This is a genomic window from Microbulbifer harenosus (genome assembly GCF_005771435.1).
In the GTDB taxonomy this organism is placed as follows: domain Bacteria; phylum Pseudomonadota; class Gammaproteobacteria; order Pseudomonadales; family Cellvibrionaceae; genus Microbulbifer; species Microbulbifer harenosus.
Window position 1 is genome coordinate 176,140 of record NZ_VANI01000002.1, and the last position, 23,387, is coordinate 199,526.

The 23,387-nt window shown below is 60.1% G+C and carries 20 protein-coding genes; 10 read left to right on the top strand and 10 right to left on the bottom strand.

The window, feature by feature from the left end; genetic code table 11:
- Positions 1 to 211 precede the first annotated feature (211 nt).
- The 3 genes from holA to leuS all read right to left on the bottom strand — a co-directional run bounded on the left by holA (position 212) and on the right by leuS (position 4,573).
- Positions 212 to 1,216, bottom strand: a complete 1,005-nt coding sequence (gene holA, locus FDY93_RS01860; RefSeq protein ID WP_138234045.1) for a DNA polymerase III subunit delta — start codon at positions 1,214 to 1,216, stop codon at positions 212 to 214.
- 37 nt (positions 1,217 to 1,253) lie between these two features.
- Entirely contained in the window at positions 1,254 to 1,784 is a 531-nt protein-coding gene (locus FDY93_RS01865) for an LPS-assembly lipoprotein LptE (protein WP_138234046.1), read from the bottom strand.
- Positions 1,785 to 1,975: 191 nt separating this feature from the next.
- On the bottom strand, positions 1,976 to 4,573 hold the full coding sequence (gene leuS / locus FDY93_RS01870; RefSeq protein ID WP_138234047.1) for a leucine--tRNA ligase: 2,598 nt from the start codon (positions 4,571 to 4,573) through the stop codon (positions 1,976 to 1,978).
- Positions 4,574 to 4,675: 102 nt separating this feature from the next.
- Between leuS and FDY93_RS01875 the strand changes: the two genes are divergently transcribed.
- The 3 genes from FDY93_RS01875 to FDY93_RS01885 all read left to right on the top strand — a co-directional run bounded on the left by FDY93_RS01875 (position 4,676) and on the right by FDY93_RS01885 (position 6,583).
- Positions 4,676 to 5,146 (top strand): zinc ribbon-containing protein, encoded by a 471-nt coding sequence (locus tag FDY93_RS01875; protein ID WP_138234048.1) that lies wholly within the window; start codon positions 4,676 to 4,678, stop codon positions 5,144 to 5,146.
- Complete coding sequence (locus FDY93_RS01880; RefSeq protein WP_240914303.1) at positions 5,127 to 5,999, top strand: YdcF family protein; 873 nt, start codon at positions 5,127 to 5,129, stop codon at positions 5,997 to 5,999. The genes FDY93_RS01875 and FDY93_RS01880 overlap by 20 nt, the downstream gene beginning before the upstream one ends.
- Before the next feature lie 197 nt (positions 6,000 to 6,196).
- Positions 6,197 to 6,583, top strand: coding sequence for a hypothetical protein (locus tag FDY93_RS01885; RefSeq protein WP_138234049.1), 387 nt, complete (start codon positions 6,197 to 6,199; stop codon positions 6,581 to 6,583).
- A gap of 82 nt (positions 6,584 to 6,665) precedes the next feature.
- Here FDY93_RS01885 and FDY93_RS01890 read toward each other — a convergent pair whose 3' ends face one another.
- The 6 genes from FDY93_RS01890 to miaB all read right to left on the bottom strand — a co-directional run bounded on the left by FDY93_RS01890 (position 6,666) and on the right by miaB (position 13,685).
- Positions 6,666 to 7,622, bottom strand: coding sequence for a TIGR01777 family oxidoreductase (locus FDY93_RS01890; RefSeq protein WP_342776592.1), 957 nt, complete (start codon positions 7,620 to 7,622; stop codon positions 6,666 to 6,668).
- A 270-nt stretch (positions 7,623 to 7,892) separates the two neighbouring features.
- Entirely contained in the window at positions 7,893 to 9,473 is a 1,581-nt protein-coding gene (lnt, locus tag FDY93_RS01895; protein WP_246068422.1) for an apolipoprotein N-acyltransferase, read from the bottom strand.
- The gene (locus FDY93_RS01900) at positions 9,473 to 10,369 is read right to left on the bottom strand and encodes a CorC family transporter (RefSeq protein ID WP_171018861.1); all 897 of its coding nucleotides are present in this window, start codon (positions 10,367 to 10,369) and stop codon (positions 9,473 to 9,475) included. The genes lnt and FDY93_RS01900 overlap by 1 nt, the downstream gene beginning before the upstream one ends.
- Positions 10,370 to 10,377: 8 nt before the next feature.
- On the bottom strand, positions 10,378 to 10,926 hold the full coding sequence (gene ybeY / locus FDY93_RS01905; RefSeq protein WP_138234051.1) for an rRNA maturation RNase YbeY: 549 nt from the start codon (positions 10,924 to 10,926) through the stop codon (positions 10,378 to 10,380).
- Positions 10,927 to 10,936: 10 nt separating this feature from the next.
- Positions 10,937 to 11,992 (bottom strand): PhoH family protein, encoded by a 1,056-nt coding sequence (locus FDY93_RS01910; protein WP_138234052.1) that lies wholly within the window; start codon positions 11,990 to 11,992, stop codon positions 10,937 to 10,939.
- Between the two features lie 313 nt (positions 11,993 to 12,305).
- Positions 12,306 to 13,685 carry a tRNA (N6-isopentenyl adenosine(37)-C2)-methylthiotransferase MiaB gene (gene miaB, locus FDY93_RS01915; RefSeq protein ID WP_138234053.1) on the bottom strand — a complete coding sequence of 460 codons (1,380 nt, stop codon included), beginning with the start codon at positions 13,683 to 13,685 and terminating at the stop codon, positions 12,306 to 12,308.
- A gap of 206 nt (positions 13,686 to 13,891) precedes the next feature.
- Here miaB and FDY93_RS01920 point away from each other — a divergent pair, with 206 nt between their 5' ends.
- The 7 genes from FDY93_RS01920 to FDY93_RS01950 all read left to right on the top strand — a co-directional run bounded on the left by FDY93_RS01920 (position 13,892) and on the right by FDY93_RS01950 (position 21,708).
- The gene (locus FDY93_RS01920; protein WP_171018862.1) at positions 13,892 to 14,224 is read left to right on the top strand and encodes a DUF1820 family protein; all 333 of its coding nucleotides are present in this window, start codon (positions 13,892 to 13,894) and stop codon (positions 14,222 to 14,224) included.
- A 331-nt stretch (positions 14,225 to 14,555) separates the two neighbouring features.
- On the top strand, positions 14,556 to 15,929 hold the full coding sequence (locus FDY93_RS01925; RefSeq protein ID WP_138234054.1) for a hypothetical protein: 1,374 nt from the start codon (positions 14,556 to 14,558) through the stop codon (positions 15,927 to 15,929).
- Positions 15,930 to 15,933: 4 nt separating this feature from the next.
- Positions 15,934 to 16,737, top strand: coding sequence for a hypothetical protein (locus FDY93_RS01930; RefSeq protein WP_138234055.1), 804 nt, complete (start codon positions 15,934 to 15,936; stop codon positions 16,735 to 16,737).
- Positions 16,738 to 16,903: 166 nt separating this feature from the next.
- The gene (locus FDY93_RS01935; RefSeq protein ID WP_138234056.1) at positions 16,904 to 17,695 is read left to right on the top strand and encodes a UDP-2,3-diacylglucosamine diphosphatase; all 792 of its coding nucleotides are present in this window, start codon (positions 16,904 to 16,906) and stop codon (positions 17,693 to 17,695) included.
- On the top strand, positions 17,692 to 19,368 hold the full coding sequence (olsF, locus tag FDY93_RS01940) for a bifunctional ornithine lipid synthase OlsF (RefSeq protein WP_138234057.1): 1,677 nt from the start codon (positions 17,692 to 17,694) through the stop codon (positions 19,366 to 19,368). Before FDY93_RS01935 ends, olsF begins: the two co-directional genes overlap by 4 nt.
- A 126-nt stretch (positions 19,369 to 19,494) precedes the next feature.
- Positions 19,495 to 20,937, top strand: coding sequence for an NfeD family protein (locus FDY93_RS01945; protein WP_138234058.1), 1,443 nt, complete (start codon positions 19,495 to 19,497; stop codon positions 20,935 to 20,937).
- An 18-nt stretch (positions 20,938 to 20,955) separates the two neighbouring features.
- On the top strand, positions 20,956 to 21,708 hold the full coding sequence (locus tag FDY93_RS01950; RefSeq protein WP_138234059.1) for a slipin family protein: 753 nt from the start codon (positions 20,956 to 20,958) through the stop codon (positions 21,706 to 21,708).
- A 101-nt stretch (positions 21,709 to 21,809) separates the two neighbouring features.
- Here FDY93_RS01950 and FDY93_RS01955 read toward each other — a convergent pair whose 3' ends face one another.
- Positions 21,810 to 23,366 carry a sodium/sugar symporter gene (locus tag FDY93_RS01955; protein ID WP_138234060.1) on the bottom strand — a complete coding sequence of 519 codons (1,557 nt, stop codon included), beginning with the start codon at positions 23,364 to 23,366 and terminating at the stop codon, positions 21,810 to 21,812.
- Between the last annotated feature and the right edge of the window lie 21 nt (positions 23,367 to 23,387).

Here is a 23,387-nt window from a genome sequence, read left to right on the forward strand (position 1 = left end):
GGTTCGGAGCACTGCCGTGTTCGCCTGCAGGCAGGCTCCTACAGCAAGTCGGTGGTCATCTGCGGATGTTTTTTTGCGTTTGTCTGTAGGAGCCTGCCTGCAGGCGATTGGTTCGGAGCTCTGCCCGTTTCGCCTGCAGGCAAGCTCCTACAAAAGCGTACGTCGTATCTGTGTGTAGGTTGGGCAAAGCGCGGCTTGCCCAACAGCGGAATCAGATGCTGCGTTTGCCGGAGAGATTCAGGGTGAGCTCCAGCAGTCCCGCCCAGGGGTCCATGTCCCTGCCGCCCTTGATGGCGTTGTCGACCGCGCGTGCGCGCAGCAGGAAGTTTTCCAGCTGGCGCGGGCGCAGGCGCTGGCAGGCGGCCTGGATCAATGGCTGGCGCTTTTGGATGCGGACCAGGCGGTTGATCGGCTGGCCCTGATCCAGCTTTTGTTGCGCCTCCAGCAGCGTGCGGATTTCCCGGGCGATGGCCCACAACACTACCGCGGCCTCGACGCCTTCGGCGCGCAGGCCCTGGAGTGTACGCACGGCGCCGGCCGCGTCGGCGGCGAGCGCCTTGTCGATGAGGCCGAACACATCGTAGCGCGCGGAGCTGGCCACGGCGTTGCTCATGGTGTCGGCCGTAATGACGCTGTCCCGGGCCAGCAGTTTCAGTTTTTCAATTTCCTGACTGGCGGCGAGCAGGTTGCCCTCAGCGCGTTCGGCGAGAATCTGGATGGCTTCCGGTTCGGCGTCGAGGCCGGCGCTGCGCAGGCGTTCGTGTATCCAGCGCGGCATTTCGCTGGCGTCCACCGGCCAGATCTGGATGAGCACGCCCCGTTCTTCCAGTGCCTTGACCCATTTGCTGTTGAGCTGGGCGCGGTCGAGCCGCGGCAGTACCAGCAGCAATAGGGTTTCGTCGTTTGCCATGCTGGCGAATTCCTGCAGGGCTTTGCTGCCCTTGTCGCCGGGTTTGCCGCCGGGCAGGCGCAGTTCGATGATTTTTTTGTCGGCGAACAGGGAGAGGCTGCCGGCGGCGGAGAGGAGTTGCCCCCAGTCGAAATTGTTTTCGCCGTGCAGCAGGTCGCGCTCGTTGAAGCCGTGTTTGCGGGCGGCGTCGCGGATGCTGTCGCAGCATTCTTGCACCAGCAGGGGTTCGTCGCCGGTGACGACGTAGATGGGGGCGATGCTCTGGCGCAGGTTTTGGCCGAGTTGCCTGGGGGTGATGCGAGCCATGCTGTTCTGTTGCCCTTGTGTCTTTTTGGTCCCGCCGTTAGGGGGTGGCGGGGTTGTCGGTGACGGGGGCGCTGATGTCGAGGCGGCGCAGGCGGTCGATGATGCGGCCGATGAGTTCGCGGCGCATTTCTTCCCGTTGCAGGCGCTCTTCTTCGCCTTTGCTGACGACTTCGTCGTCGTCCCATTCGAGGGTGCGGTAGATGTCGGCTTTGGCGTTGGTGAGTAGGTCGCGTCCGGTGTTGTCGCGTACGCTGTATTCGGCGCTGGTGATGAGTTCGTATTCGGAGGCGCGGCCTTGGGCATCCACGGAGACGGTGCGTTTCCGTTCGATTTCTTTGTGGATGGTGAGGGTGAAGTCGGCTTCGATCGGACTTTCTGCCAGGGGCAGGCCGCTGGTCTGCAGCAGGCGGGTGATGCTTTCGGCCAGTTCGCTTCTGGGGTCTTCGGTGGCGATGTAAAGCTTGCTGCCGGGAGGGAAGTTTTTCGGTGCGCCGCGGAGGTGCCAGCCGCAGGCAGAGATAGTGACGGCCAGGATTATTGTGAGAGTCCGGAGTATTGCGTGTTTCATCTAGGTCCGCTGAGTTTTTTAGCTGGTGCGGTGGCGGCCGGGCACCGGGGGTGGGTTTTCAGGACCGCTGTGAATACATCCCTGTACGCTGCGTCGGCAACATCCCTGTTGCCGACGCTCCTGAAAACCCACCCCCGGCACCCGGCCTTCGCATCTGATTTTTGTGCTTCGATGGCGAGAGCGTTTACGGCTTAGTTGGCGACGACGTTGACCAATTTGCCGGGCACCACAATCACCTTGCGCACGGTGAGGCCGTCGGTGAACTTCACCACGTTTTCGTCTTCCAGCGCCATTTTTTCCAGGGTGGCCTTGTCGGTGTCCGCCGGTACTTCCAGCTTCGCACGCAGCTTGCCGTTGACCTGTACCACGAGGGTGATGGTGGAGCGCACCAGGGCGTTTTCATCCACTTGCGGCCACTGGGCGTCGACCAGCTCGCTGTCGTTGCCGATCAGTTTCCACAGCGCGTGGCAGATGTGCGGAGTGATTGGGGCGAGCAGCATGATGGCGACTTGCAGGGCTTCGCGTTCTACCGCGAGGCCGTTGGCGGAGTCGCGTTCTGCAATCCTGGTGACTTCGTTCAGCAGTTCCATCACCGCGGCCACGGCGGTGTTGAAGGTCTGGCGGCGGCCGTAGTCGTCGCTGACTTTCTGGATGGTTTCGTGGGTTTTGCGGCGCAGTTGCTGTTGTTTGTCGGACAGCGCACTGGTGTCGATGGCGCTGCTGCTGTTGCCGGCTTCGATGTGGCCGTGCACGGTTTTCCACAGTTTGCGCAGGAAGCGGCTGGCGCCTTCCACGCCGGAGTCGTGCCACTCGAGGGTCTGCTCGGGCGGTGCGGCGAACATGGTGAACAGGCGCACGGTGTCGGCGCCGTATTCCTGCACGGCGGCGTGGGGGTCGATGCCGTTGTTCTTGGACTTGGACATCTTGACCACGCCTCCGGCAACCACTTCTTCACCGGTGGCGCGCTCGATGGCTTTGATCGGCTTGCCTTTGTCGTCGCGCTCTACGTCGACGGCGGTGGGGGCGATCCAGGTTTTGTGGCCGTCGACTTCTTTGTAGAAGGACTCCGCCAATACCATGCCCTGGCACAGCAGGCGTTTGAAGGGTTCGTCGCTGCTGACGAGGCCTTCGTCGCGCATCAGTTTGTGGAAGAAGCGCGCGTACAACAGGTGCAGGATGGCGTGTTCGATGCCTCCCACATACTGGTCCACGGGCAGCCAGTAGTTGGCGCGCTCGGGATCGAGCATGCCTTGTTCAAAGTCGGGGCAGGTGTAGCGGGCGTAGTACCAGCTGGACTCCATAAAGGTGTCGAAGGTGTCGGTTTCGCGCTCGACCGCTTCGCCGTTGTATTCGTCCTTGCGCCATTCCGGGTCGGCCTTGATCGGCGAGGTGATGCCGTCGAGTTCCACGTTTTCCGGCAGCAGGATCGGCAGTTTTTCCGCGGGTACCGGTATTTCGGTGCCGTCGGCCAGGTTGAACATGGGGATGGGAGCTCCCCAGTAGCGCTGGCGGGAGACACCCCAGTCGCGCAGGCGGTAGTTGGTGGTGACGCGGCCCTTGCCGGCGGCCTTGAGGCCGTCGGCGATGGCGTTGAAGGCGGCGTCGAAGTCGAGGCCGTCGAAACCGCCGGAATTGGTCAGTACGCCTTTTTCGGTGAAGGCCTCTTTGTCCAGGTCGATGGCTTCGCCCGCGGCGGGGGCGATGACCTGTTTGATCGGCAGGTTGTATTTTTTGGCAAACTCCCAGTCGCGCTGGTCGTGGGCGGGCACGGCCATGACGGCGCCGGAGCCGTAGTCCATCAGTACATAATTGGCGATCCACACGGGCACTTCTTCGCCGGTGAGCGGGTGGATGGCCACAAGGCCAGTATCCATGCCTTTCTTTTCCATGGTGGCCATGTCGGCTTCGGCCATGGACTGCTTCTTGCACTCGGCGATGAAGGTTTTGAGCTCGGGACTGGATTCCGCCAAGGCAAGGGCGATGGGGTGCTCGGCGGCGAGTGACACGTAGGTCACGCCCATCAGGGTGTCCGGGCGGGTGGTGTAGACATCAAAGTGGTCGACGCCGGCAATGGTCTTGGGCAGCGCGAACGCGAGCTCGACGCCTTTGGATTTGCCGATCCAGTTGCGCTGCATGGTGCGCACCTGCTCCGGCCAGTCGGGCAGCTGGTCCAGGTCTTTCAGCAGTTCTTCGGCGTAGTCGGTGATCTTGATGAACCACTGCGCCAGCTCGCGGCGCTCGACGGTGGTGCCGCAGCGCCAGCAGGCGCCGTCTTCCACCTGCTCGTTGGCGAGCACGGTGGCGTCGTGGGGGCACCAGTTCACCGCGGAGTTTTTCTTGTACACCAGGCCTTTCTTGTACAGGCGGGTGAAGAACCACTGCTCCCAGCGGTAGTAGGAGGGCTTGCAGGTGGCCAGTTCGCGGGACCAGTCAAAACCGAAGCCCAGCGCTTTCAACTGGCCCTTCATGTAGTCGATATTGGAGTAGGTCCATTTGGCCGGCGCGGTTTTGTTCTGGATTGCGGCATTCTCCGCCGGCAGACCGAAGGCGTCCCAGCCCATGGGGTGCAGCACGTTCCTGCCCTGCATGCGCTGGTAGCGGGAGATCACGTCGGTGATGGTGTAGTTGCGCACGTGCCCCATGTGCAGCTTGCCGCTGGGGTAGGGGAACATCGACAGGCAGTAGAACTTTTCCTTGCTGTGGTCTTCCTTCACCTCGAAGCTTTTGTTGCTCTCCCAGTGGGCCTGGGCGGCGGCTTCGACTGCGGAGGGGTTGTACTGCTCTTCCATCTGTGGGGAACCTATACTCTGTGACTCAATCTATTGGGATATTCCGGCCGTGAACGGCGCTGGCCTTTCGGCCAGAAAACGGCGAATTATAGGAGGGATGGGGTGAGTAAGAAACCTGTAGCGGGCAAACCCGATCTGCCATCGGAAGATGAGGACCTGACGGCGGAGTTGCGGCGGGACCTGGAAAAGCTGGTGGAGGGCGAGCTGGCGGTGGAAAAACTCACGGCCAGCAAGGCGGCCTTCCTGCGCGCCTGGCTGAAAGACGACGCGCATCGGGCGGAAGATTACCTGAAGGATCTCGGTGGTGAACTGAAAACCCTTGAGGAGCGCACCGGTGATTGGCTGTTGGAGGCAGCCGACCCCACCAAGTCCGCCTGGCCAGCGCTGATGTACTGTATCCGTCGCGGCGAACCCTGGGCGCTGGCGGGAGAAACTGCCGGCGAGGGCGAGGAGCTGCAGTGCATCGGCTGCGGCTACCGCGCGCTGCCGGACGCTGGTAGTCAGATTACGCCCTGCCATCGCTGCGGCTACGGCTGCTTCCGCCAGATCAGTGGTGGACTCACATCGGACTGAAGAACACCCGCACCACGATGGCGCGGAGACCACTCGCGCATACACCGAAAATGGAGCCACCCTGGCCAAGATGGAACTGCAGACTGCCCTTACTACCCTGATCATGCCGCCTTTCGCCCCGCTGGTGGGGTTGCTGTTGGCGTTTGTGTTCTGGTTTTTCCCCTCGTCTACCCCTGTCGCCAAATTGTCACTGCCGCTGGCTATTCTCTGCTTCCTCACTTTGTGGATTTGCGCGACACCCGCGTTCTCCGGCTGGCTGGGCCAGCGCCTGGTAAGCCAGCAGCCGGAGGCTCCCAAAGTGGAGCCGGGCGCAGTAGTGATTCTTGGCGGTGGCCGCTACCGCAACGAGGACACTGGCAGCGAGCGGCTTTCGGCAGAAACGCTTGAGCGAGTGGCCTGGGCTGTCGCGCGGGCGCCGGCGGACTTGCCGTTACTGGTCTCCGGTGGGCGGGTCTACGCGGAAGAAAAGGCGCCGGAATCAGATCTGATGGCCGACGCGCTGGAGAAGCTGTTTCAGCGTTCGGTGACATGGCGCGAGAATTGCAGTCGCAATACGGCGGAGAATGCCGTGAATTCGGCGGCACTTCTGCACGATTCCGGAGTCGAAAGCGTACTGTTGGTAACGCATTGGTGGCACATGCCGCGCGCGGCGGAAAGCTTTGCCCGCGCCGGCCTGCAGGTCCGGCCACTGCCGGTGGGCAGCCCGGGGGAACTGGTGCCGAGAGCGGAGAACCACCTGTTGCGCTGGCTCCCTAGTGCGGCGGCACTGCTGCGCAGCCAGGTTTACTGGCGCGAGCTTTTGGGAAATCAGTGGTACCGCTGGCGTGCGCTGCCAGGCAGGCGCAATTGCTGACCGGCTTGCTCCGGAGGTTCCGGATCAACGCTTGATGCGATAGCCCTGAGTAACTAGTATGGGCGCCCTGATCGAAGGTTTCTTATGAAACCATCCGGGTGCCGGATGGACCCGGCCAGGTACCGGAGCGATCAGGAGTGAACCTCAGATGGCCGAATTACGCGCAATAACAAGATAAAAAACGAGGTAATGTTCACATGATGGGTATCCCACCTTCCCTTTCCCCTATTCAATTGCACAACCGCCTGAACCGTCCGGTGTGGATTGGTTTCAAGTTGACCCGGCGCGGTAAGCGCCAGCTGGTTCTGTTGGCTGCTGGCAGTGAAAGTGGAGCTCAGTTGAGCAAGAACTTCGAAACCTTCGTAGGCCAGATAGTGCGGGAATTCAAACTGGATCCGCAGCAGACGGATTTTGTGGAGCTGCGGCAGGAGCAGCGCGAAGAGGGGATATCCAACAACTGGCTCCGCTGGCACGCCCACTGGGTCGGCTCAGCGCCCATGGAATGCAGGGCTGATCCCGTAACCTCGGAATCGGCGCGTACCTATCTCGACGAGGTATTGATCCGCAGCAGTGCGGCAGCCTAGGAAATTTTCCAGAGTAACAAATCCGTTAACCGAGCCCGCCCTGTGCGGGCTCGGTCCGTTTTGGACGGGGACATTCGACCAATCAGCGGGGACGCGACGAGGCGTGCGCCCTGCCTTTTGCCCTCTCCGGGCCAAACAAGTCGGCCAGGGCTTTCTCCAGAGTGGGAAACTGGAAACTGTAGTCGCTGTCGAGCACTACGCGGGGCTCCATTCGCTGGCTCGCCAACAGCAGTTCTGTGGCCATCTCCCCAAATATCAGCTTGAGCATCCACGCGGGTGTGCGCAGCAGACAGGGCCGGTGCAGCTGTTTTGCCAGCAGGCGGGAAAAGCTGTTGTTGGTGACTGGCTCAGGTGCGCAGGCGTTAAAGGGGGTGCAGAGATGCCGGTCGATGGCGTGCAGCATCAGGCCGACAATATCTTCCTCGTGAATCCAGCTCATCCAGTGCTCGCCGCTGCCCATCGGACCGCCAACACCAAGGCGGAACGCGGGCAGCATTTCCGGCAGGGCGCCGCCGCGGGTGGAAAGTACGATGGCGGTGCGCATGATGCCGACGCAGATACCCGCCTGTTGCAGCGGAAGGGTCGCCGCTTCCCAATCGCGGCAGAGTTCCGCGGCAAAGCCGCCACCGGGGCCGCTGGTTTCTTTCAACAGATCTCCGCCGCGATCGCCGTAATAACCCACGGCGGAACCTGAGAGGACGTATTTGGGGCGTTGTGGGAGGCTGAGAATCCACTGCGCCAAGCGCGCGGTTATTTCCAGGCGCGAGCGGCGGATTTCCTGCTTGCGGGCGTCGGTCCAGCGCTGGGCGATGGTTTCGCCCGCCAGATTGACGACAATATCGACAGGCCCTTCCACCTGTTGCAGGTCGCGCACGCCCACGGCGGTTTCTCCGCAGCGCTCGCGCACCTTGTCCGGATCGCGGCTGAGCACCGTGAGGCGGTATCCTCGCGCCAGCCATTTCGCGCAAAAAAGACGGCCTATCAATCCAGTGCCGCCGGTGATTAAACAATGCATAAATCTGGCATCCGTGCCGCACATTGTCGGGCGTGTGCAGAAAAAAGGGTTCCGGTTGCGGGGTGGCAGTGTCTTCCGGCTCATCCCTGCAAAGAGCGCAGCCCGCTGCTGTCAGGGGCTGCAAATATCACAGCATAATAGCAGCCGTATTTTACCGGCGCGGCAGAATGCGGCGATATTCCGGGGGGGCAGGGCATTGGAGGTGAAAGTGGGCGGCAAACCGAGGCAAGGGGCGCCCCGTTTTGGGGCGAGCCAGGAAGGACACTGATCTCGCCCGCGCGCGCGTTGCGCAACTCAGTCCGCAATTTCACGGGCGAAGACGGTTTCGGTTCCTCTGGCCGGGCGGCGCTGCAGCAGAGCGGCCGCTGCCAGCATCAGGGCAGCCAGTGCCACCAGAGCCCACACGCCGATCACCATGAAGGGGGTAAAGCCGCTGCGCGACTCTACCTTGCCAATCAGGGTCGCCTGCTCGAACTGCGGCAGCTGCTCGATAATGTGACCGTTCGGCGCGACGATAGCGGTTACACCGGTATTGGTACTCCGTACCAGATAGCGCCCGGTTTCCAGTGCGCGCATCTGTGCCATTTGCATGTGCTGCAGTGGGCCGATGGAGCGGCCAAACCAGGCATCATTGCTCAGGGTCAATAGAACCTGGGCTTCGCCGCTGCTCTTTGCCACCAGTTGCGGGTAGACGATCTCGTAGCAGATCAGAGGCGCCCAGCTCAGGCTGCCGGCCTCCAGTGGGGGCTGGCCTTCAGGTCCGGGGCGGATAAACGAGGTGGGCAGGTTGAAGAATTCGATGGTGCCGCGAATCCAGTCTTCCAGCGGCACATACTCGCCGAACGGCACCAGGTGGCGTTTGTGGTAGAGCTGCTGCTCGCGGCCAAAGACCGCCGCCGAGTTGTGCACCACGCGACGGTAATCCTGCTCCGTGTCGTAGAGGATACCGGTGATGAGATCTATACCGATTGACTCTGTATTGTCCTGCAGCGCCTGCATCAGGTTCGGCGAATGATGGTACAGCAGTGGCAGCGCTGCTTCCGGCCAGATCACCAGATCGACCCCCTGGCGGTGCAGTTCTTCTGTGGCGCTCTGGTAGCGCTTGATGGTCTCGCCGCGAAATTCCGGCAGCCACTTTTTTTCCTGGGGAATATTCGCCTGCACCAGCCCCACGCGCACGCTGCGCGCATCGGCCCGGGTCCATTCGATGTTGCCGAGCAGCAGGCCGGCGGGCCAAAGCAACACCGCGGCGAGCACCAGGGACAGGGCGCTGCTCGATTTCCATGAGTCGAAGGCACGGCGCGCGCACAGCGCGCACACCGCGGTGGAAAATGCCAGCAGCAGGCCAATGCCGTACACGCTCAGTATCGGCGCCCAGCCCGCCAGCCAGGTGTGGATATGCCCATAGCCGGCAAAGAGCCACGGAAAACCGGTAAATATCCAGGTGCGAAACCACTCACTCACAAACCACAGTGCGGCAAACGCGAGTGCGAAGGAGGCAGGGTGTGCGCGGAAGCGCGCGAGGACCGCGAACGGCAGCGCAAACAGTACCGCCATGATGCCGACAAAACCGCCAGTGAGAATCACCCCGAGCAGCGGTGAGGAATTGCCGAAGTCGGTAATGGAGACGTATACCCAGGAGCCGCCGCTACCGAACAGACCGAGGCCGTAACACAGTGCCAGCCCGAAGCAGCGCCTGCCGCTCAACACCGCAGCGTTGCGACCGGGCGCCAGCAGCCAGGCGAACAGCCCGAGGGAGAGCGGGCTGCACCACCAGTAATCGAACGGGGCAAAGGAGAGGGTCAGCAGGCCGCCTGCGATCAGTGCGGCCAGCGGATACAGGAACATGGTCAGTGAAGAAAAGGGATTGCGCATCAGCCGTCTTCTTCAGTGGGCTTGTCGGTGCGACTGACCCGCAGCAGGTGAATCTGCCGATTATCGGCGTAGAGCACGCGGAATTGGAAATTCCCGAGTCTGGTGGTCTCATCCCGTCCCGGCAGATGGCCGAAGGACTGCATCACCAGGCCGCCAATGGTGTCGAACTCCTCATCGCTGAATCCGCAATCGAAGTACTCGTTGAAGTCTTCAATGGGGGTGAGCGCCTTGACCACGTAATCATTGTCGCTCACCTTGCGGATATAGCTGTCTTCCTCGTCCTCATCGGTTTCGTCTTCAATATCGCCGACGATTTCTTCGAGAATATCTTCAATGGTGACCACGCCGGAAACGCCACCATACTCATCGATGACGACAGCCATGTGATAGCGGTTTTCGCGGAACTCCCGCAGCAGAATATTCAGGCGCTTGCTTTCCGGGATGATATTCGCCGGGCGGATGATGTCTTCCAGGCGGAATTCGTCCACGCCTTTCAACACCAGCGGCAGCAGGTCTTTGGCCAGCAGGATGCCGCGGATGTCGTCGATGCTTTCGCCCACCACCGGGAAGCGGGAGTGACCGGATTCGATGATCTTGGGCAGAAAATCCTTGGGGCAGTCCTCAATGCTGACCACCACCATCTGCGAGCGCGGAATCATGATCTCCCGCACCTGCTGGCTGGACACATCCAGCGCGCCCTGAATGATGGACAGGGCTTCGGCGTCCACTACCTTGTTTTCGGCAGCGTCCTTGATGATATCCAGCAGTTCATCGCGGGATCTGGGTTCTTGGGAAAAGGCGCCCAGTAATTTCTCCAACCAGTTTTTCTCTCCCGATCGGGGGCGGTTGGAGGAGGAGCTACTTGGGGGTTCGTCGGTGGTCATGGATGTGGCCATACTCCGCGTTACTCGTCGGTTCCGTCTGAAAGTTCATCCGCCGGCACACCTTGCGCCGGCTCATCAATAGGGGCGTAGGGATCACTGAATCCCAACTGCGCCAGAATGCGGGTTTCGAGATTTTCCATGATCTCGGCTTCATCGTCCTCGATATGGTCATAACCCAGCAGGTGTAGTGTGCCATGGACAACCATATGCGCCCAGTGTGCGGTCGGAGCTTTGCGCTGCTGTTCCGCCTCCACGGCTACCACCGGGGCGCAGATCACCAGGTCACCGAGCAGTGGCAGGCCCAGTTCCTCGGGGATGTCCGCGGGGAAAGAGAGTACATTGGTGGGCTTGTCCTTGCCGCGGTACTGGCTGTTTAGCGCCTGGCTCTCGTCTTCGTCGACGATGCGCAGTGCGATTTCGGCCTCAGGGCGACAATTGCCCACCGCGGCGGCGGCCCAGCGTGTGAGGTCGTCGTCGCTGGGCAGATCGGTCTGGCTCGTGGCCCGCTGGACATCAATAAATACGTCCGCGGGCACAAGCTGCGAGGGTTCGGGTTGACTTTTGTTCATGGGCGCGGCGTCAGGCCGCATCTTCTCCGGCTGCGCGCAGGGCCCGGCGGGCTTCGCGCTCCGCCTGCTGCTTTGCCTCCACTTCCGCCTCGTGCACATCGTAGGCTTCGACGATGCGCTGGACCAGCGGGTGGCGCACCACGTCTTTGGCGCCGAAGTGGGTAAAGCTGATGCCGTTGACGTTATCCAGCACCTCGATGGCGTGTCGCAGACCGGAGGCGGCACCGCGAGGCAGGTCGATCTGGCTGGGGTCGCCGGTGATGACCGCAGTGGAGCCGAAGCCGATGCGGGTCAGGAACATCTTCATCTGTTCGCGGGTGGTGTTCTGGCTCTCGTCGAGGATCACGAAGGCGTTGTTCAAAGTGCGCCCGCGCATGTAGGCGAGCGGCGCCACCTCGATCACATTGCGCTCGATGAGCTTGCCCACGGTCTCAAAACCGAGCATTTCATAGAGGGCGTCGTAGAGAGGGCGCAGGTAGGGGTCGACCTTCTGGCTCAGGTCACCGGGCAGGAAGCCCAGTTTCTCACCGGCTTCCACCGCCGGGCGCACCAACAGGATGCGCTCGACCTCGTCTTTCAGCAGCGCCTCTACCGCGCAGGCTACCGCCAGGTAGGTTTTGCCGGTGCCGGCCGGGCCGATGCCGAAGTTGATATCGTGGGTCTGAACGGCGCGCACGTATTTGCGCTGGTTGACACCGCGCGGTCGCACACTGCACTTCTTGGTGCGGATCAGGACAACCTGATCCCCTTCGCCTTCCGCGGCAGTCTGACGCGCATCCACCAGTTCTTCGACCCCCGACTGTTGCAGGGCGAGGTGAATCTCGTCCGGAGTGAGGCTGTCTTTCGCTCCGGTTTCCTTGTACAGGTTGCTCAGGATCTCGCCGGCGGCGCGGGCGGAGCTGGCATTGCCGTAAATGGCAAACTCATTGCCGCGATTGCGGATTTCAATATCCAATCGCTGTTCAATCTGGCGCAGGTGTTGATCGAATTGGCCACAGAGATTGGCCAGGCGGCGGGCGTCGTTGGGCTCAAGAGTGATGCTGTGAGCGAGAGCTTGTGTTTCCAAATTGGTTTCCGTTCACCTTTCGTCTATGGGTTCTGTCTGTAGGTTATACCCATTTCGCCGATATGGGAAAGGTTGGATTGTGACGATTGGGTTCTAACCGGTCTCGCGGCTTATAACAGGTGAGTATGACGAATCAATGTGTTTAGGATCTGCGGACGTCGGAATTGAAGGTTCTGATACTGATTGCCCTTCGCGAGACCTTCCGCGAGAGGGACCTCGCGGAAGAGCCCCCATGGATGGGTTCACGGCGTGTCTCGCGAAGGGCAATCGGTAGCAGGACCGCCACGGGACCTTCCGAATAGGGACCCCGAAATCAGTTCAGTGGACCATCAAGTTCGGATGACAGAAGAGTTCCACGCAACGAATTCGGCAGCGCCTCCTCAATCAACACATCCGCGAATTTTCCAATCAGATCCAGCTGGTCACAGCGGAAATTGACCACACGGTTATTCTCGGTCCGACCCTGCAGTTGCCCCGGGTCTTTCTTGGACACACCGCTCACCAGAACCCGCTCCACATTGCCCACCATGCGGCGCGCGATCTCCGCGGCCTGCTGGTTGATGCGGTGCTGCAGCAGTTGCAGGCGCTGTTTCTTGACCTCTTCCGGGGTGTCATCCGGCAGGTCCGCCGCCGGGGTGCCCGGGCGCGGAGAATAGATGAAGCTGAAAGACAGATCGAAACCCACGTCCTGGATCAGCTTCATGGTGGCTTCGAAGTCTTTTTCGGTCTCGCCCGGGAAGCCGACAATAAAGTCGGAAGACAGGCAGATATCCGGGCGGATGGCCTTGAGGCGGCGGATCTTCGACTTGTATTCCAGCGCGGTGTGGCCGCGCTTCATGGCCATCAGGATACGATCGGAACCGCTCTGGACCGGCAGGTGCAGGTGGCTGACCAGTTCCGGTACCTCTGCGTACACGTCGATCAACGCATCGGAAAATTCCACCGGGTGTGAGGTGGTGTAGCGGATACGGTCGATGCCGTCGATAGCGGCCACGTAGGTGATCAGCTCGGCGAAATCGACGATCTGGCCATCTTCACCTGCTGCGCGGTAGGCGTTTACGTTCTGGCCCAGCAGGTTCACTTCACGCACACCCTGAGCGGCCAGGTGGGCCACTTCTTCCAGCACATCCGCCACCGGGCGGCTAACTTCCTCACCGCGGGTGTAGGGCACTACGCAAAAAGTGCAGTATTTGGAACAGCCTTCCATGATGGAGACGAATGCGCTCACACCGTCCGCTTCCGGCTGGGGCAGGCGGTCGAATTTTTCGATTTCCGGGAAGGACACGTCCACCACGATGGCGCCGGTGTTCTGTTTACGGGTTTCCATCATCTCCGGCAGGCGGTGCAGGGTCTGGGGGCCGAATACCAGGTCCACATAGGGCGCGCGCTTGGCGATTGCCTCGCCTTCCTGGCTCGCCACACAGCCGCCGACACCGATGACCAGGTCGGGATTCTTTTCTTTCAGGTGCCGCCAGCGGCCCAGCTGGTGGAACAATTTTTCCTGTGCCTTCTCGCGGATAGAACAGGTATTCACCAGCAGTACGTCTGCCTCCTCCGGATCGTCCGTGGGCACCATCTGGTGGGATTCGCCCAGCAGGTCCCGCATGCGCGCAGAGTCGTACTCATTCATCTGGCAGCCGTGGGTCTTGATGAAGAGCTTTTTCACCGGTTTTTCGGACGCTGGAGAAGACATAGTGAGCCTGGTTAAAAACTGGTCAGTTTAGAAGGTGGGGCATTATACCGGCCGCCCCGGGGGCTGCATAGACGGGGGCTGGTTACAGTGATAACCTTCCGCGCTTTTTCGGGGGCCGGGCCCGCCCAGCGGCTGGTTCCGAATCTATCCCGACCTTAGAATTCAGCGGCGCTTTCCGACTCCTGCGCACTCTTTCAGAGATATTCATGGCCAACCCAATCTACAAAGTTATTTTTCTCAATCAGAATCAGGTATTCGAGCTCTACGCCCGCGCCATCTACCAGAGCGAGATGTATGGCTTTATCGAGGTGGAAGAGTTTGTATTCGGGGAGAAGTCGCAGCTGGTGGTGGACCCCAGCGAGGAAAAGCTGAAAAGCGAGTTCGCGTCGGTGAAGCGTTCCTACATTCCTCTGCACAGCATCGTGCGGATCGATGAGGTGGAGAAAGAGGGCGTCGGCAAGGTGCATGAAGTGAAGGGCGACAAGATTGCCCATTTCCCATTTCCCGCCCCTTTGCGCCCCCCCGTCGACTCCGAGTGACGGTCCGACGAGCCGGACGTCACCAGCCACCCTCAGAAAACGGGCCTCAACGGCCCGTTTTTTTGTTTTCCAATCCCTGCTGATCTCCGGCCGCTGCGTCTGATTCCACACTATTCATGGGGAGCCGTGGCGTAGAGTGGAATTTCTGGCACGGCGTTTTGCATTTTGGTAACGGTTTGTCGCAATGGCGCTGACGACGACCGGCGGCGAACTAATCTGATTAGAGGAATGTGTCGATCGCCCATTCGCGATCCGGGCTGTGGGAGGAATCGCGCGGCGGGCGTGGAAATTTCCGAAACCTAAAATGTCGTGGAAGTTTTTAGGTGATTGCATGAATTCAATACCGGCCATCAGAACCGCTATCTCCGATCTCAAGATCGAACAACGTGTTGAGCGCGACGTCAAAGCGGGTATCCCGGAGGTAGACCGCCGCAACCACACAGAGAGCGAAGAGAGCCTGCGCGCTTATGTGGTGCGTGAGGTCATTGGCAGAGTGCATGAAAACCGACAGTCGGAACTGGACCGGGAACTGGCGGACCGAAGCGGGGTAGAAATTCGCCAGCTCTATCAGGAGCTGAAAAATGCAGAATCCCTGGTGGAGAAGAAAATCGGCGGCCGCCTGGCAAGTCTGATCAGCGGGCTCAAGTGCGGCGCGCAGGATTACTCCGCGTTGCGTATGGACCTGGAGATCTTTCGCCATCGCAACGGGCTCACCCGCGAAGCGGAGTATCGTGAGTCGAAGCTGATGCACTACTCCGTCATCTTTTTTATCGTCATTCTCGAAACAATGCTGAATGCCTTTTTTCTCTCCCGGGGAAGTGAGCTTGGGTTGGTGGGAGGATTCTTTCAGGCATTCATCATTTCCCTGATTAACCTCGGATTTGCCGCGATTCTGGCGGTTTCACTCAGGAACTGCTTCCATGTAAACCTGGCGAGAAAAACGATTGCCGCGGTGATGCTTGCGGCCGTGGTTACACTTGCGGTCGTTTTCGTGCTGGGGGTCGGGCACTACCGCGAGGCACTGGAGCAGGACCCCTTTACCGCCTCGCAGCTCGCCATCCAACATCTGCGTGCGCAGCCACTTGCGATCGACGATTTCAATTCCTGGATCATGGTGGTAGTCAGCGGTATTGCGCTGATGCTGCTGTGCGCCAAGTTGTTTGTGGTGGATGACCGCTACCCCGGATACACCGCGATCACGCGAAGGGTGCGCCGCCTGCAGCAGGCCTGGGCCGAGGCCCACGAGGACGCGATCGAAAGCGTCAATGAGATGGCCGACGAACTGCATGAAATGCTGGCGGAAAAAGAGAAGGCCCTGCGCGCGCAGTTTATCCAGTTCAAAGCCAGTATTGAGCGCAGTGAGGAAATTCATCGCCACTATCAGGAAGACATTGTCAAAGCGCAGGGGTTGCTGGATGAGTTGGTGCGCTACTACCAGTCTTACTCCACACGCATGCTCAACCGTCGCGCCGCCTATTTCGGTGAACTGTTGCGCTTTGAGCTGGACAAGCTGCCGCGCCTCAATACCACGGGCCTGGAACAGCACCAACGGGATCTCGCGACCTTTGAAGAATTGATGGCGGAACTGGATCAGGTATACGACCGAGGTATCGCGACCGTCAATCAGCGCTGTGAAGCAATCCAGTACACCCTTTCTGTACTGGTGGACAAGCTCGAGCTGGATCACGGCCTGCGGAGAGCGTGACACCATGGCAGCAGCAAGAAGCCGCGCGCGGCACAGAAGCCGTTTTTCAGCGGAGGATCGCAAAGGCCTCGCTGTGATAGCCGTAAGCCTTGCCATTCTCGCGCTGCTGGCGGTGTTTGCGCTGACGGTATTGCGCGCCCCGGAGCGGAATTACGACCCGGTATCGCTGTGCAACCCCAGCCTGCCGCGATTTGCACAGTACATCGTCGTGATCGACGCTTCGGATACCCTGTCTGCCCATCAGGCACACTTCCTGAAAACCCATCTGGCGGGGCTACTGGACAAGGCTGCGGTCAATGATCGCTTTTCGGTCTTTGTACTGGACGATCACTACAACGGTCTTTCGGAACCGGTGGTCGATCTGTGCAAACCCAACGCGGGCCGGGATGTGAGCGCACTGACCGCGAACCGGCAATTCGTACAGGCGCTGTACCGCGAGCGTTTCGAGCTGCCGCTGGACCGGGCGATTGCCAGTGCGGTTGCCCGCGGGGACCAGCCGGTATCTCCCATATTCGAAGCGTTGTCGGATGTGGCGGCGCTGAACCACTTCGATCCCGCGGCGGAGAATGTGCATCTCACCATCGTCAGCGACATGATCCAGAACTCGCGTGCGGGCTCCGTGTTCAAACTGGGCCCGGCGGCCGTTGACGGGCTGCCATTGATCGACCTGCGCCGGGCGCGCACCCGGGTATTGTGGCTGGACCGCGAGAAGTATCAGCAATACCAGACCGCCGAGCTGCAGGCCAGCTGGAAAGATTATCTCGACAGTGTTTCCCGCCTGGAGGCCATTCAGCGGGTGCGAAATTAGACTTGTATTCCCCGACCTGAGCATTTTTGTCACCGGTTTTCTCCAATCTGCCCGGTTGACATAGAAGCTTCAAGAAACAGCCGCCGATTTGTAAGAAAACTCAAGCAAAGTTTCCGTCATCAGGATTTCCCAAAACGATCTCCTTAACTGACGACGGGACATGCCAATGAGTAATCGATATCGCGCCCTGTGGATCTCCGATGTTCACCTGGGCAGCCGCGACAGCGAGCCGCAGCGACTGGCGGATTTTCTCGCGCAGAACTCCGCGGACACGGTGTACCTGGTGGGCGATATTTTCGATATGAAGGCGGTGTCACAGGGCAGGGGAAGCTGGTGCCATGCCTCCAGCCTGCTGCTGGAAATGCTGTCTGACCTGAGCACCCGCGTTCCTGAAATCATCTACGTCCCCGGCAACCACGACGCCCCCATGCGCAGCTGGGCGGGCAAGCGCCTGGGCAACATCCGCATAGAGCGCGAGTGGACCCATACCGCCGCTGACGGCAAACGCTATTGGGTGACTCACGGCGACCAGTTTGAGCACCACATCGAAATACATCCGGTCAGCTACCACATTGGTGACCATAGCTATTACCTGATGCTGCGAATCAACCGCTGGATCAACTACTGGCGCGGCCGCTTCGACAAGCCGTGGTGGTCGCTCGCCAACCACGTGAAAAACCGCGTGAACGCGGCGCGTCGCATGATGAACAAGTTCGAGGAAGTGGCGATTCGCGAGACTGGCCGCCGCGGATTCGACGGCGTTATTTGCGGGCACATCCACCGCGCAGGTATCCGCCACAGCGCCGCCCGCGACCAGGCCATCACCTATGCCAACTGCGGCGACTGGGTCGACTCCATGACCGCGGTAGTGGAGGAAAAGGATGGTGCCCTGAACATTCTGCACTGGCACCGCGCGCCCAAGATTGCCCGCATCATGACCGAGGCTGTCGCCGCATGATTCATCTTGAAAATCTGTTACAGCAAAACCCCTGGTACAGCGCCGCGCCGAAAAGTCCCGCGCGGCGTCTGGTTTCCGCCACGGTTAAAAAAATCTGCTGCGAACAGCAGATTCAGCAGTTCGGCAAACACTTTCCGCACCTGGGGGGGCTCGATTTTATCCGCCAGGTATTTCGCTCCTTCGATTTCCGTTACGACGTCAATCTGGCGGAACTGGAGCGAATTCCCGCCAGCGGACCGCTGGTGATTGTATCCAACCATCCGCTGGGCAGTCTCGATGGGCTCGCGCTGATCGACCTGGTGGCCAGGGTGCGAAAAGATGTAAAAGCAGTTGCCAGCCAGCTGCTGTGGAATATCGAACCCCTGCGCAGCTACTTGTTGCCGGTGGACAACTTCAATGGCCGCACCCGCCGCGAAGACGTGGAAGGCATCTACAGCCACCTGCGCGCCGGCGGTGCCATCATCGTCTTCCCCGCCGGGGAGGTATCCCGCCTGACCCCGCAGGGAGTGCGCGATGGCCACTGGAACCCGGGCTTTATTCGCTTTGCGGACAAAACCGGTGCACCGATATTGCCGGTGCAGGTGCGCGGCAGGAACTCGCTGTGGTGGTACGGCCTGTCCATGGTCAACAAGCCGCTGTCGACGCTGTGGCTGGTGCGGGAGATGTTTAAGCAGGTGCGCCGCGGAATCGACATTCGCATCGGCACTCCGGTGTCGCCTGAGCACTACCGCAACTGGCCCATGGCGCCGCGGGCACAGGCCAAGCTTTGGAAAAAACAGGTCTATCGTCTGCACAGAAATCCCCAGGGGTTGGCACCGGAGCCGATTGCCGCGGCGGAAGCGGTTGCGGACGTAGCGGCAGTACTGGCGCGCTGCGAAACTCTGGTGGCGCAGGGAGAGTTCGAGGTGAAACTCTACCGGCAGCAACCGGACTGTGTGGTAATGCGCGAGCTGTCGCGGCTGCGGGAAATTGCCTTCCGCGCCGTGGGCGAGGGCACCGGCAACAGCCGCGACTGGGATGCGTTTGACGCCTGGTACGATCACTTGCTGCTGTGGGACAAAGACAACCAGCGTCTCGCCGGCGCCTACCGCCTGGTGAGCACCGATGGTCTTGATGCCGACAGGATCTACAGTACCACCCTGTTCAGTTATGCGCGCTCACCAGACGAATGCCTGCCGGCGTCTGCCGAGTTGGGCCGCAGCTTTCTGCTGCCGGACTATTGGCGCGGCCGTGGGCTCGATTTATTGTGGTGTGGTATCGGGCAGTGGATTCAACGCAACAACCGCCGCTATCTGTTCGGCCCTGTGTCCATGCCCGGTAATTTCTCGCGCCGCGCCAAATCCGCCATCGTGCGCTACTTTCTGCATCACTTTGCGACCGAAGCGCCAATGGGCAATGCGCGCCTGCCATTTGTGGAAGCGCGCGCGGATCTGCCGGCACTAACCGGTGATGCCGACGACGACATGCGGCAGCTGAAGCAGATCCTGAAAGATGAAGGTGTGGTACTGCCCCCGCTTTTCAAAAAATATACCGCCGTGACCGTTCCCGGTGGCACCAGCTTTCACGCGTTCAATATCGATCCGGACTTTTGCGATTCGGTGGATGGCCTGGTGGTGGTGGATCTGGAAAAAGTGGATCCCAAGTTTGCCCGACGCTATCTGACCGCAGATTGATCTGCGGCAACGCCGTTCCCGGATACGGGCAATCTTCGTCTGTATCCGGCGCCTTTTCCCCTTTGCCTTTCTGCGATTCTGTTACGCTTGTGATTCTTCGGCCTTTTCGCATCCCGGATCACGGACATGAACAAGTGGTTGTCGAAAGGAGTGCTCGCCTGTTTGCTGCTGCTGGCGCAGCTTTGCTTTACCTATTGCGTAGCGCAGGAGCCGCAGTCGCAGGGGGAGGGCAATGAGCCGGCCGCCGAGCGGCGGGGCCCACATATCGCGCAGCTCTCAATCAGCGGCCCCATTGGTCCCGCGACCACGGATTATTTGATTCGCACCAGCGACAAGGCACGCAAGGGCGGTGCGCGACTTTTTATCGTGAATATGGATACCCCGGGAGGGCTGGACGCGGCCACCCGGGACATCATCCAGCATATCCTCGCCTCAGACATTCCCTACGTTACCTACGTCACCCCCGCCGGAGCCCGCGCTGCCAGCGCCGGAACCTATATTCTCTACGCCAGCCATGTGGCGGCGATGACGCCTTCAACCACTCTCGGTGCCGCCACTCCGGTACAGATCGGCGGTATGCCAGGCCAACAGGAGCCGCCGGCGAAAGCGCCGGAGATGTCCGAGGACAAGGCGGGCGAAGAAGGCGAGCAGAACGGCGAACCGAAAAAACGCGAACGCGATCCGAGGAGCGCGATGGAGCGCAAGGTCGTCAATGATTCCGTCGCCTATATCCGCGGGCTCGCCCACCGCAACGGGCGCAACGCCGACTGGGCTGAAAAAGCTGTGCGAGACGCCGCGACCCTGACCGCGAGAGAAGCGCGTGCCGAAAACGTGGTGGATATTGTGGCGGACAATCAGCAGCAGCTGCTGCAGCAGCTAGCCGATCGGGATGTGATATTGCCTTCCGGGAAACAGAAAATTTCCGGAACCATCGCCGAGTTGCCTGTGGTGTCCTACGAGCCGGACTGGCGCAACGAACTGCTGTCCCTCATCACTAACCCACAGGTGGCCTACATTCTGTTGCTGATCGGCATTTACGGGCTGATTTTCGAAGGCTACAGCCCTGGCGCGATTGTACCTGGCGTGGTGGGTATTATTTGTCTGTTACTGGCGTTTTATGCGCTGCAGGTTCTGCCGATCAATTACGCCGGTCTGGCACTGATTATCGTGGGGGCCCTGTTGATCGCGGCGGAACTGTTTGTGCCGAGTTTCGGTGCGCTGGGTATTGGCGGGGTTGTTGCGCTGGTGATCGGTTCGGTCATGTTGATCGACAGTGATGTGCCGGGGATGCGGATTTCCAAGACGATGATCGGCTCCATTGCTGCAATTAGTGGGCTGGCGCTGCTGGGATTTCTGTACGCGGTCGGCCGCAGCCTGCGCAAGCCGATTGTCGCCGCCAATCAGGCGATGGTTGGGCGCACAGCGGTGGTGTCGGTGGTGGAACCGGAATTGTTGGTGAAAATCGACGGTGAGATCTGGCGTGCACGCTGTGACAATCTGCTGACAGAAGGTCAGCTGGTGAAGGTGACGGCGGAGCAGGGATTGCTGTTGCAGGTAGTGCCGGAATAATCAAACAAGGAGACGTTTATGCTCAGTTACTTTGCCGGTCTGGCGTTTCTCGCGGTTGTCCTGGTGGTGATGTACGCGATCCGCATCCTGCGCGAGTACGAGCGCGCGGTGGTATTTTTTCTCGGCCGCTTCCAGGCGGTGAAGGGACCGGGGCTGATTATCATCATTCCCGTCATCCAGACCATGGAACGGGTGGACCTGCGTGTAGTGGTAATGGATGTTCCCACCCAGGACGTGATCAGCCGGGACAATGTGTCGGTAAAGGTCAACGCGGTAGTGTATTACCGGGTTGTCGACCCGCAGTCGGCGATCATCAATGTGGAAAACTATCACGAAGCGGTGAGCCAGCTATCGCAGACCACGTTGCGCTCTGTGCTGGGCAAACACGAGCTCGACGAGATGCTTTCGGAGCGCGACAAGCTCAACATTGATATCCAGAAAATTCTCGACGAGCAGACGGACGCCTGGGGAGTAAAGGTGACCAATGTGGAAATCAAACACATCGATCTCGACGAGAGTATGATCCGCGCCATTGCACAGCAGGCAGAGGCAGAACGCGCACGGCGGGCGAAAGTGATCCATGCGGAGGGGGAGGCTCAGGCCGCGGCGAAGCTTACTGAAGCGGCGGACCAGCTCTCCAAAAATTCGAATGCGATTACGTTGCGGTATATGCAGACGCTGATCGATATCGCGGGGGATCAGAACTCAACGATTGTGTTTCCCCTGCCGCTGGATCTGGTCAAGCCATTGTTAAAAGCGGATAAAGGGTGAAGGGAAGAATAAAAAGGGCTCCCGGCATGCCGGGAGCCAATCTCCTGCGAGATGATTGCGGTAGGAGAAAAGGGAAAAAAATTGGGAAATCCGTGGGCCCGTTACCACCAGGCCCAGTAAAGCGCGACCAGAATCAGGCTGATACACACCGCGGAGATATTGAATCCACTGCTAGTGGAATAATCCACCTGTTCTGCGTGAATGGCCTTCTCGCAGTGCTCTTTGCCGGCAAACAGCATGCCGAGAACCAGGCAGGCCACAAACACCAGCCCCACCCGATCCATAAATGGCAGCTCGGGCCAATAGATGCGCGCCAGTGCGGACAGCACCACCGAGCTGATGCCGGCTACCAGTGCCGAGGTGGCGTTGGCTTTTTTATAGAAGAAACCCAGCAGGAAAATGGCCACGACCCCGGGGGTGAAGAAGCCGGTGAATTCCTGGATATACTGGAATGCCTGCTCCATCTGGCCGAGCAGCGGCTGGGCGATAATCATCGCAATCACCATTGCGACCAGGGCAGCAATGCGGCCAATGGTAACCAGGTGTTTTTCACTGGGCGGTTGGCGTACCAGCTGGCGGTAGATGTCCATGGTGAAAATGGTCGATATGCTGTTGGCCATGGAACCGAGGGATGAGGCAATGGCGGCGACCAGCGCGGCGAAGGTCAGGCCCAGCAGGCCGGCGGGAACGAGTTTCATCATTTCCGGGTAGGCCTGGTCCGGGCGCTCCAGGTTTGGCGCCAGTACCAGGGCGGCAATGCCAGGCAGCACCACGAGCACCGGCATCAGCAGTTTCAGAAAGGCCGCCAGCGTAATCCCCTTTTGTGCTTCGCGCAGGCTTTTAGCCGCGAGGGTGCGCTGGGTTATGTACTGGTTGAAGCCCCAGTAAGAGAGATTCATTACCCACAGGCCGCCAACCAGAACAGAAATACCCGGCAGGCTCACGTAGTCTTCATGCTCCGGCGACAGAATCATGTCGAAGCTCTGCGGAACCCGATCCAACAGCATGCCGAACCCGGTGATCACGCCATTGCCCTCGGCAATGGTGTCGAGGGCCAGGTAAGTCACCAGCAGACCGCCAAACACCAACAGTGCCACCTGCAGGATATCGGTGAATGCCACTGCCTTAAGGCCGCCATACAGAGAGTAGGCTACGGAGAACAATGCCAGGAACAGCATACCGTACAGCATATCGATACCGGCGATGGTTTTGATCGCCAGCGCCCCCAGGTACAGCACCGCAGTGAGATTCACAAAGGTGTACACCGCCAGCCAGAAAAACGCCATCACCAGCTGTACCCGCTGGTCGAAGCGCTGCGCCAGAAACTGGGGCATGGTGTAGATTTTTTTGTCGAGAAACGTAGGCAGGAAATATTTGCCGATAATGATCAGCGTGATCGCACCCATCCATTCATAGGAGGCGATGGCGAGACCGATGGCGTAGCCGGAGCCCGACATGCCGATGATCTGCTCGGCGGAAATATTCGAGGCGATCAGCGAAGTACCGATGGCCCACCACGGCAGGGTATTGCCCGCGAGAAAATAGTCGGAGCTGTCGCGCTGGTGGCCGGCTTTTTCCCGCGAGACCCACCAGGCTATGCCCATTAATAAAATGCAGTATGCCGCGAATACGGTTATATCCAGACTCGTCAACGCCATGTGTTACCTCACCGGAATCGG

Excerpts from the sequence above, each read along its gene's own strand:
- holA (WP_138234045.1), bottom strand. The coding sequence starts at position 1,216 with ATGGCTCGCATCACCCCCAGGCAACTCGGCCAAAACCTGCGCCAGAGC.
- FDY93_RS01865 (WP_138234046.1), bottom strand. The coding sequence starts at position 1,784 with ATGAAACACGCAATACTCCGGACTCTCACAATAATCCTGGCCGTCACT.
- leuS (WP_138234047.1), bottom strand. The coding sequence starts at position 4,573 with ATGGAAGAGCAGTACAACCCCTCCGCAGTCGAAGCCGCCGCCCAGGCC.
- FDY93_RS01885 (WP_138234049.1), top strand. The coding sequence starts at position 6,197 with ATGATGGGTATCCCACCTTCCCTTTCCCCTATTCAATTGCACAACCGC.
- FDY93_RS01890 (WP_342776592.1), bottom strand. The coding sequence starts at position 7,622 with ATGTGCGGCACGGATGCCAGATTTATGCATTGTTTAATCACCGGCGGC.
- lnt (WP_246068422.1), bottom strand. The coding sequence starts at position 9,473 with ATGCGCAATCCCTTTTCTTCACTGACCATGTTCCTGTATCCGCTGGCC.
- FDY93_RS01900 (WP_171018861.1), bottom strand. The coding sequence starts at position 10,369 with ATGGCCACATCCATGACCACCGACGAACCCCCAAGTAGCTCCTCCTCC.
- ybeY (WP_138234051.1), bottom strand. The coding sequence starts at position 10,926 with ATGAACAAAAGTCAACCCGAACCCTCGCAGCTTGTGCCCGCGGACGTA.
- miaB (WP_138234053.1), bottom strand. The coding sequence starts at position 13,685 with ATGTCTTCTCCAGCGTCCGAAAAACCGGTGAAAAAGCTCTTCATCAAG.
- FDY93_RS01920 (WP_171018862.1), top strand. The coding sequence starts at position 13,892 with ATGGCCAACCCAATCTACAAAGTTATTTTTCTCAATCAGAATCAGGTA.
- FDY93_RS01925 (WP_138234054.1), top strand. The coding sequence starts at position 14,556 with ATGAATTCAATACCGGCCATCAGAACCGCTATCTCCGATCTCAAGATC.
- FDY93_RS01930 (WP_138234055.1), top strand. The coding sequence starts at position 15,934 with ATGGCAGCAGCAAGAAGCCGCGCGCGGCACAGAAGCCGTTTTTCAGCG.
- FDY93_RS01935 (WP_138234056.1), top strand. The coding sequence starts at position 16,904 with ATGAGTAATCGATATCGCGCCCTGTGGATCTCCGATGTTCACCTGGGC.
- olsF (WP_138234057.1), top strand. The coding sequence starts at position 17,692 with ATGATTCATCTTGAAAATCTGTTACAGCAAAACCCCTGGTACAGCGCC.
- FDY93_RS01945 (WP_138234058.1), top strand. The coding sequence starts at position 19,495 with ATGAACAAGTGGTTGTCGAAAGGAGTGCTCGCCTGTTTGCTGCTGCTG.
- FDY93_RS01950 (WP_138234059.1), top strand. The coding sequence starts at position 20,956 with ATGCTCAGTTACTTTGCCGGTCTGGCGTTTCTCGCGGTTGTCCTGGTG.
- FDY93_RS01955 (WP_138234060.1), bottom strand. The coding sequence starts at position 23,366 with ATGGCGTTGACGAGTCTGGATATAACCGTATTCGCGGCATACTGCATT.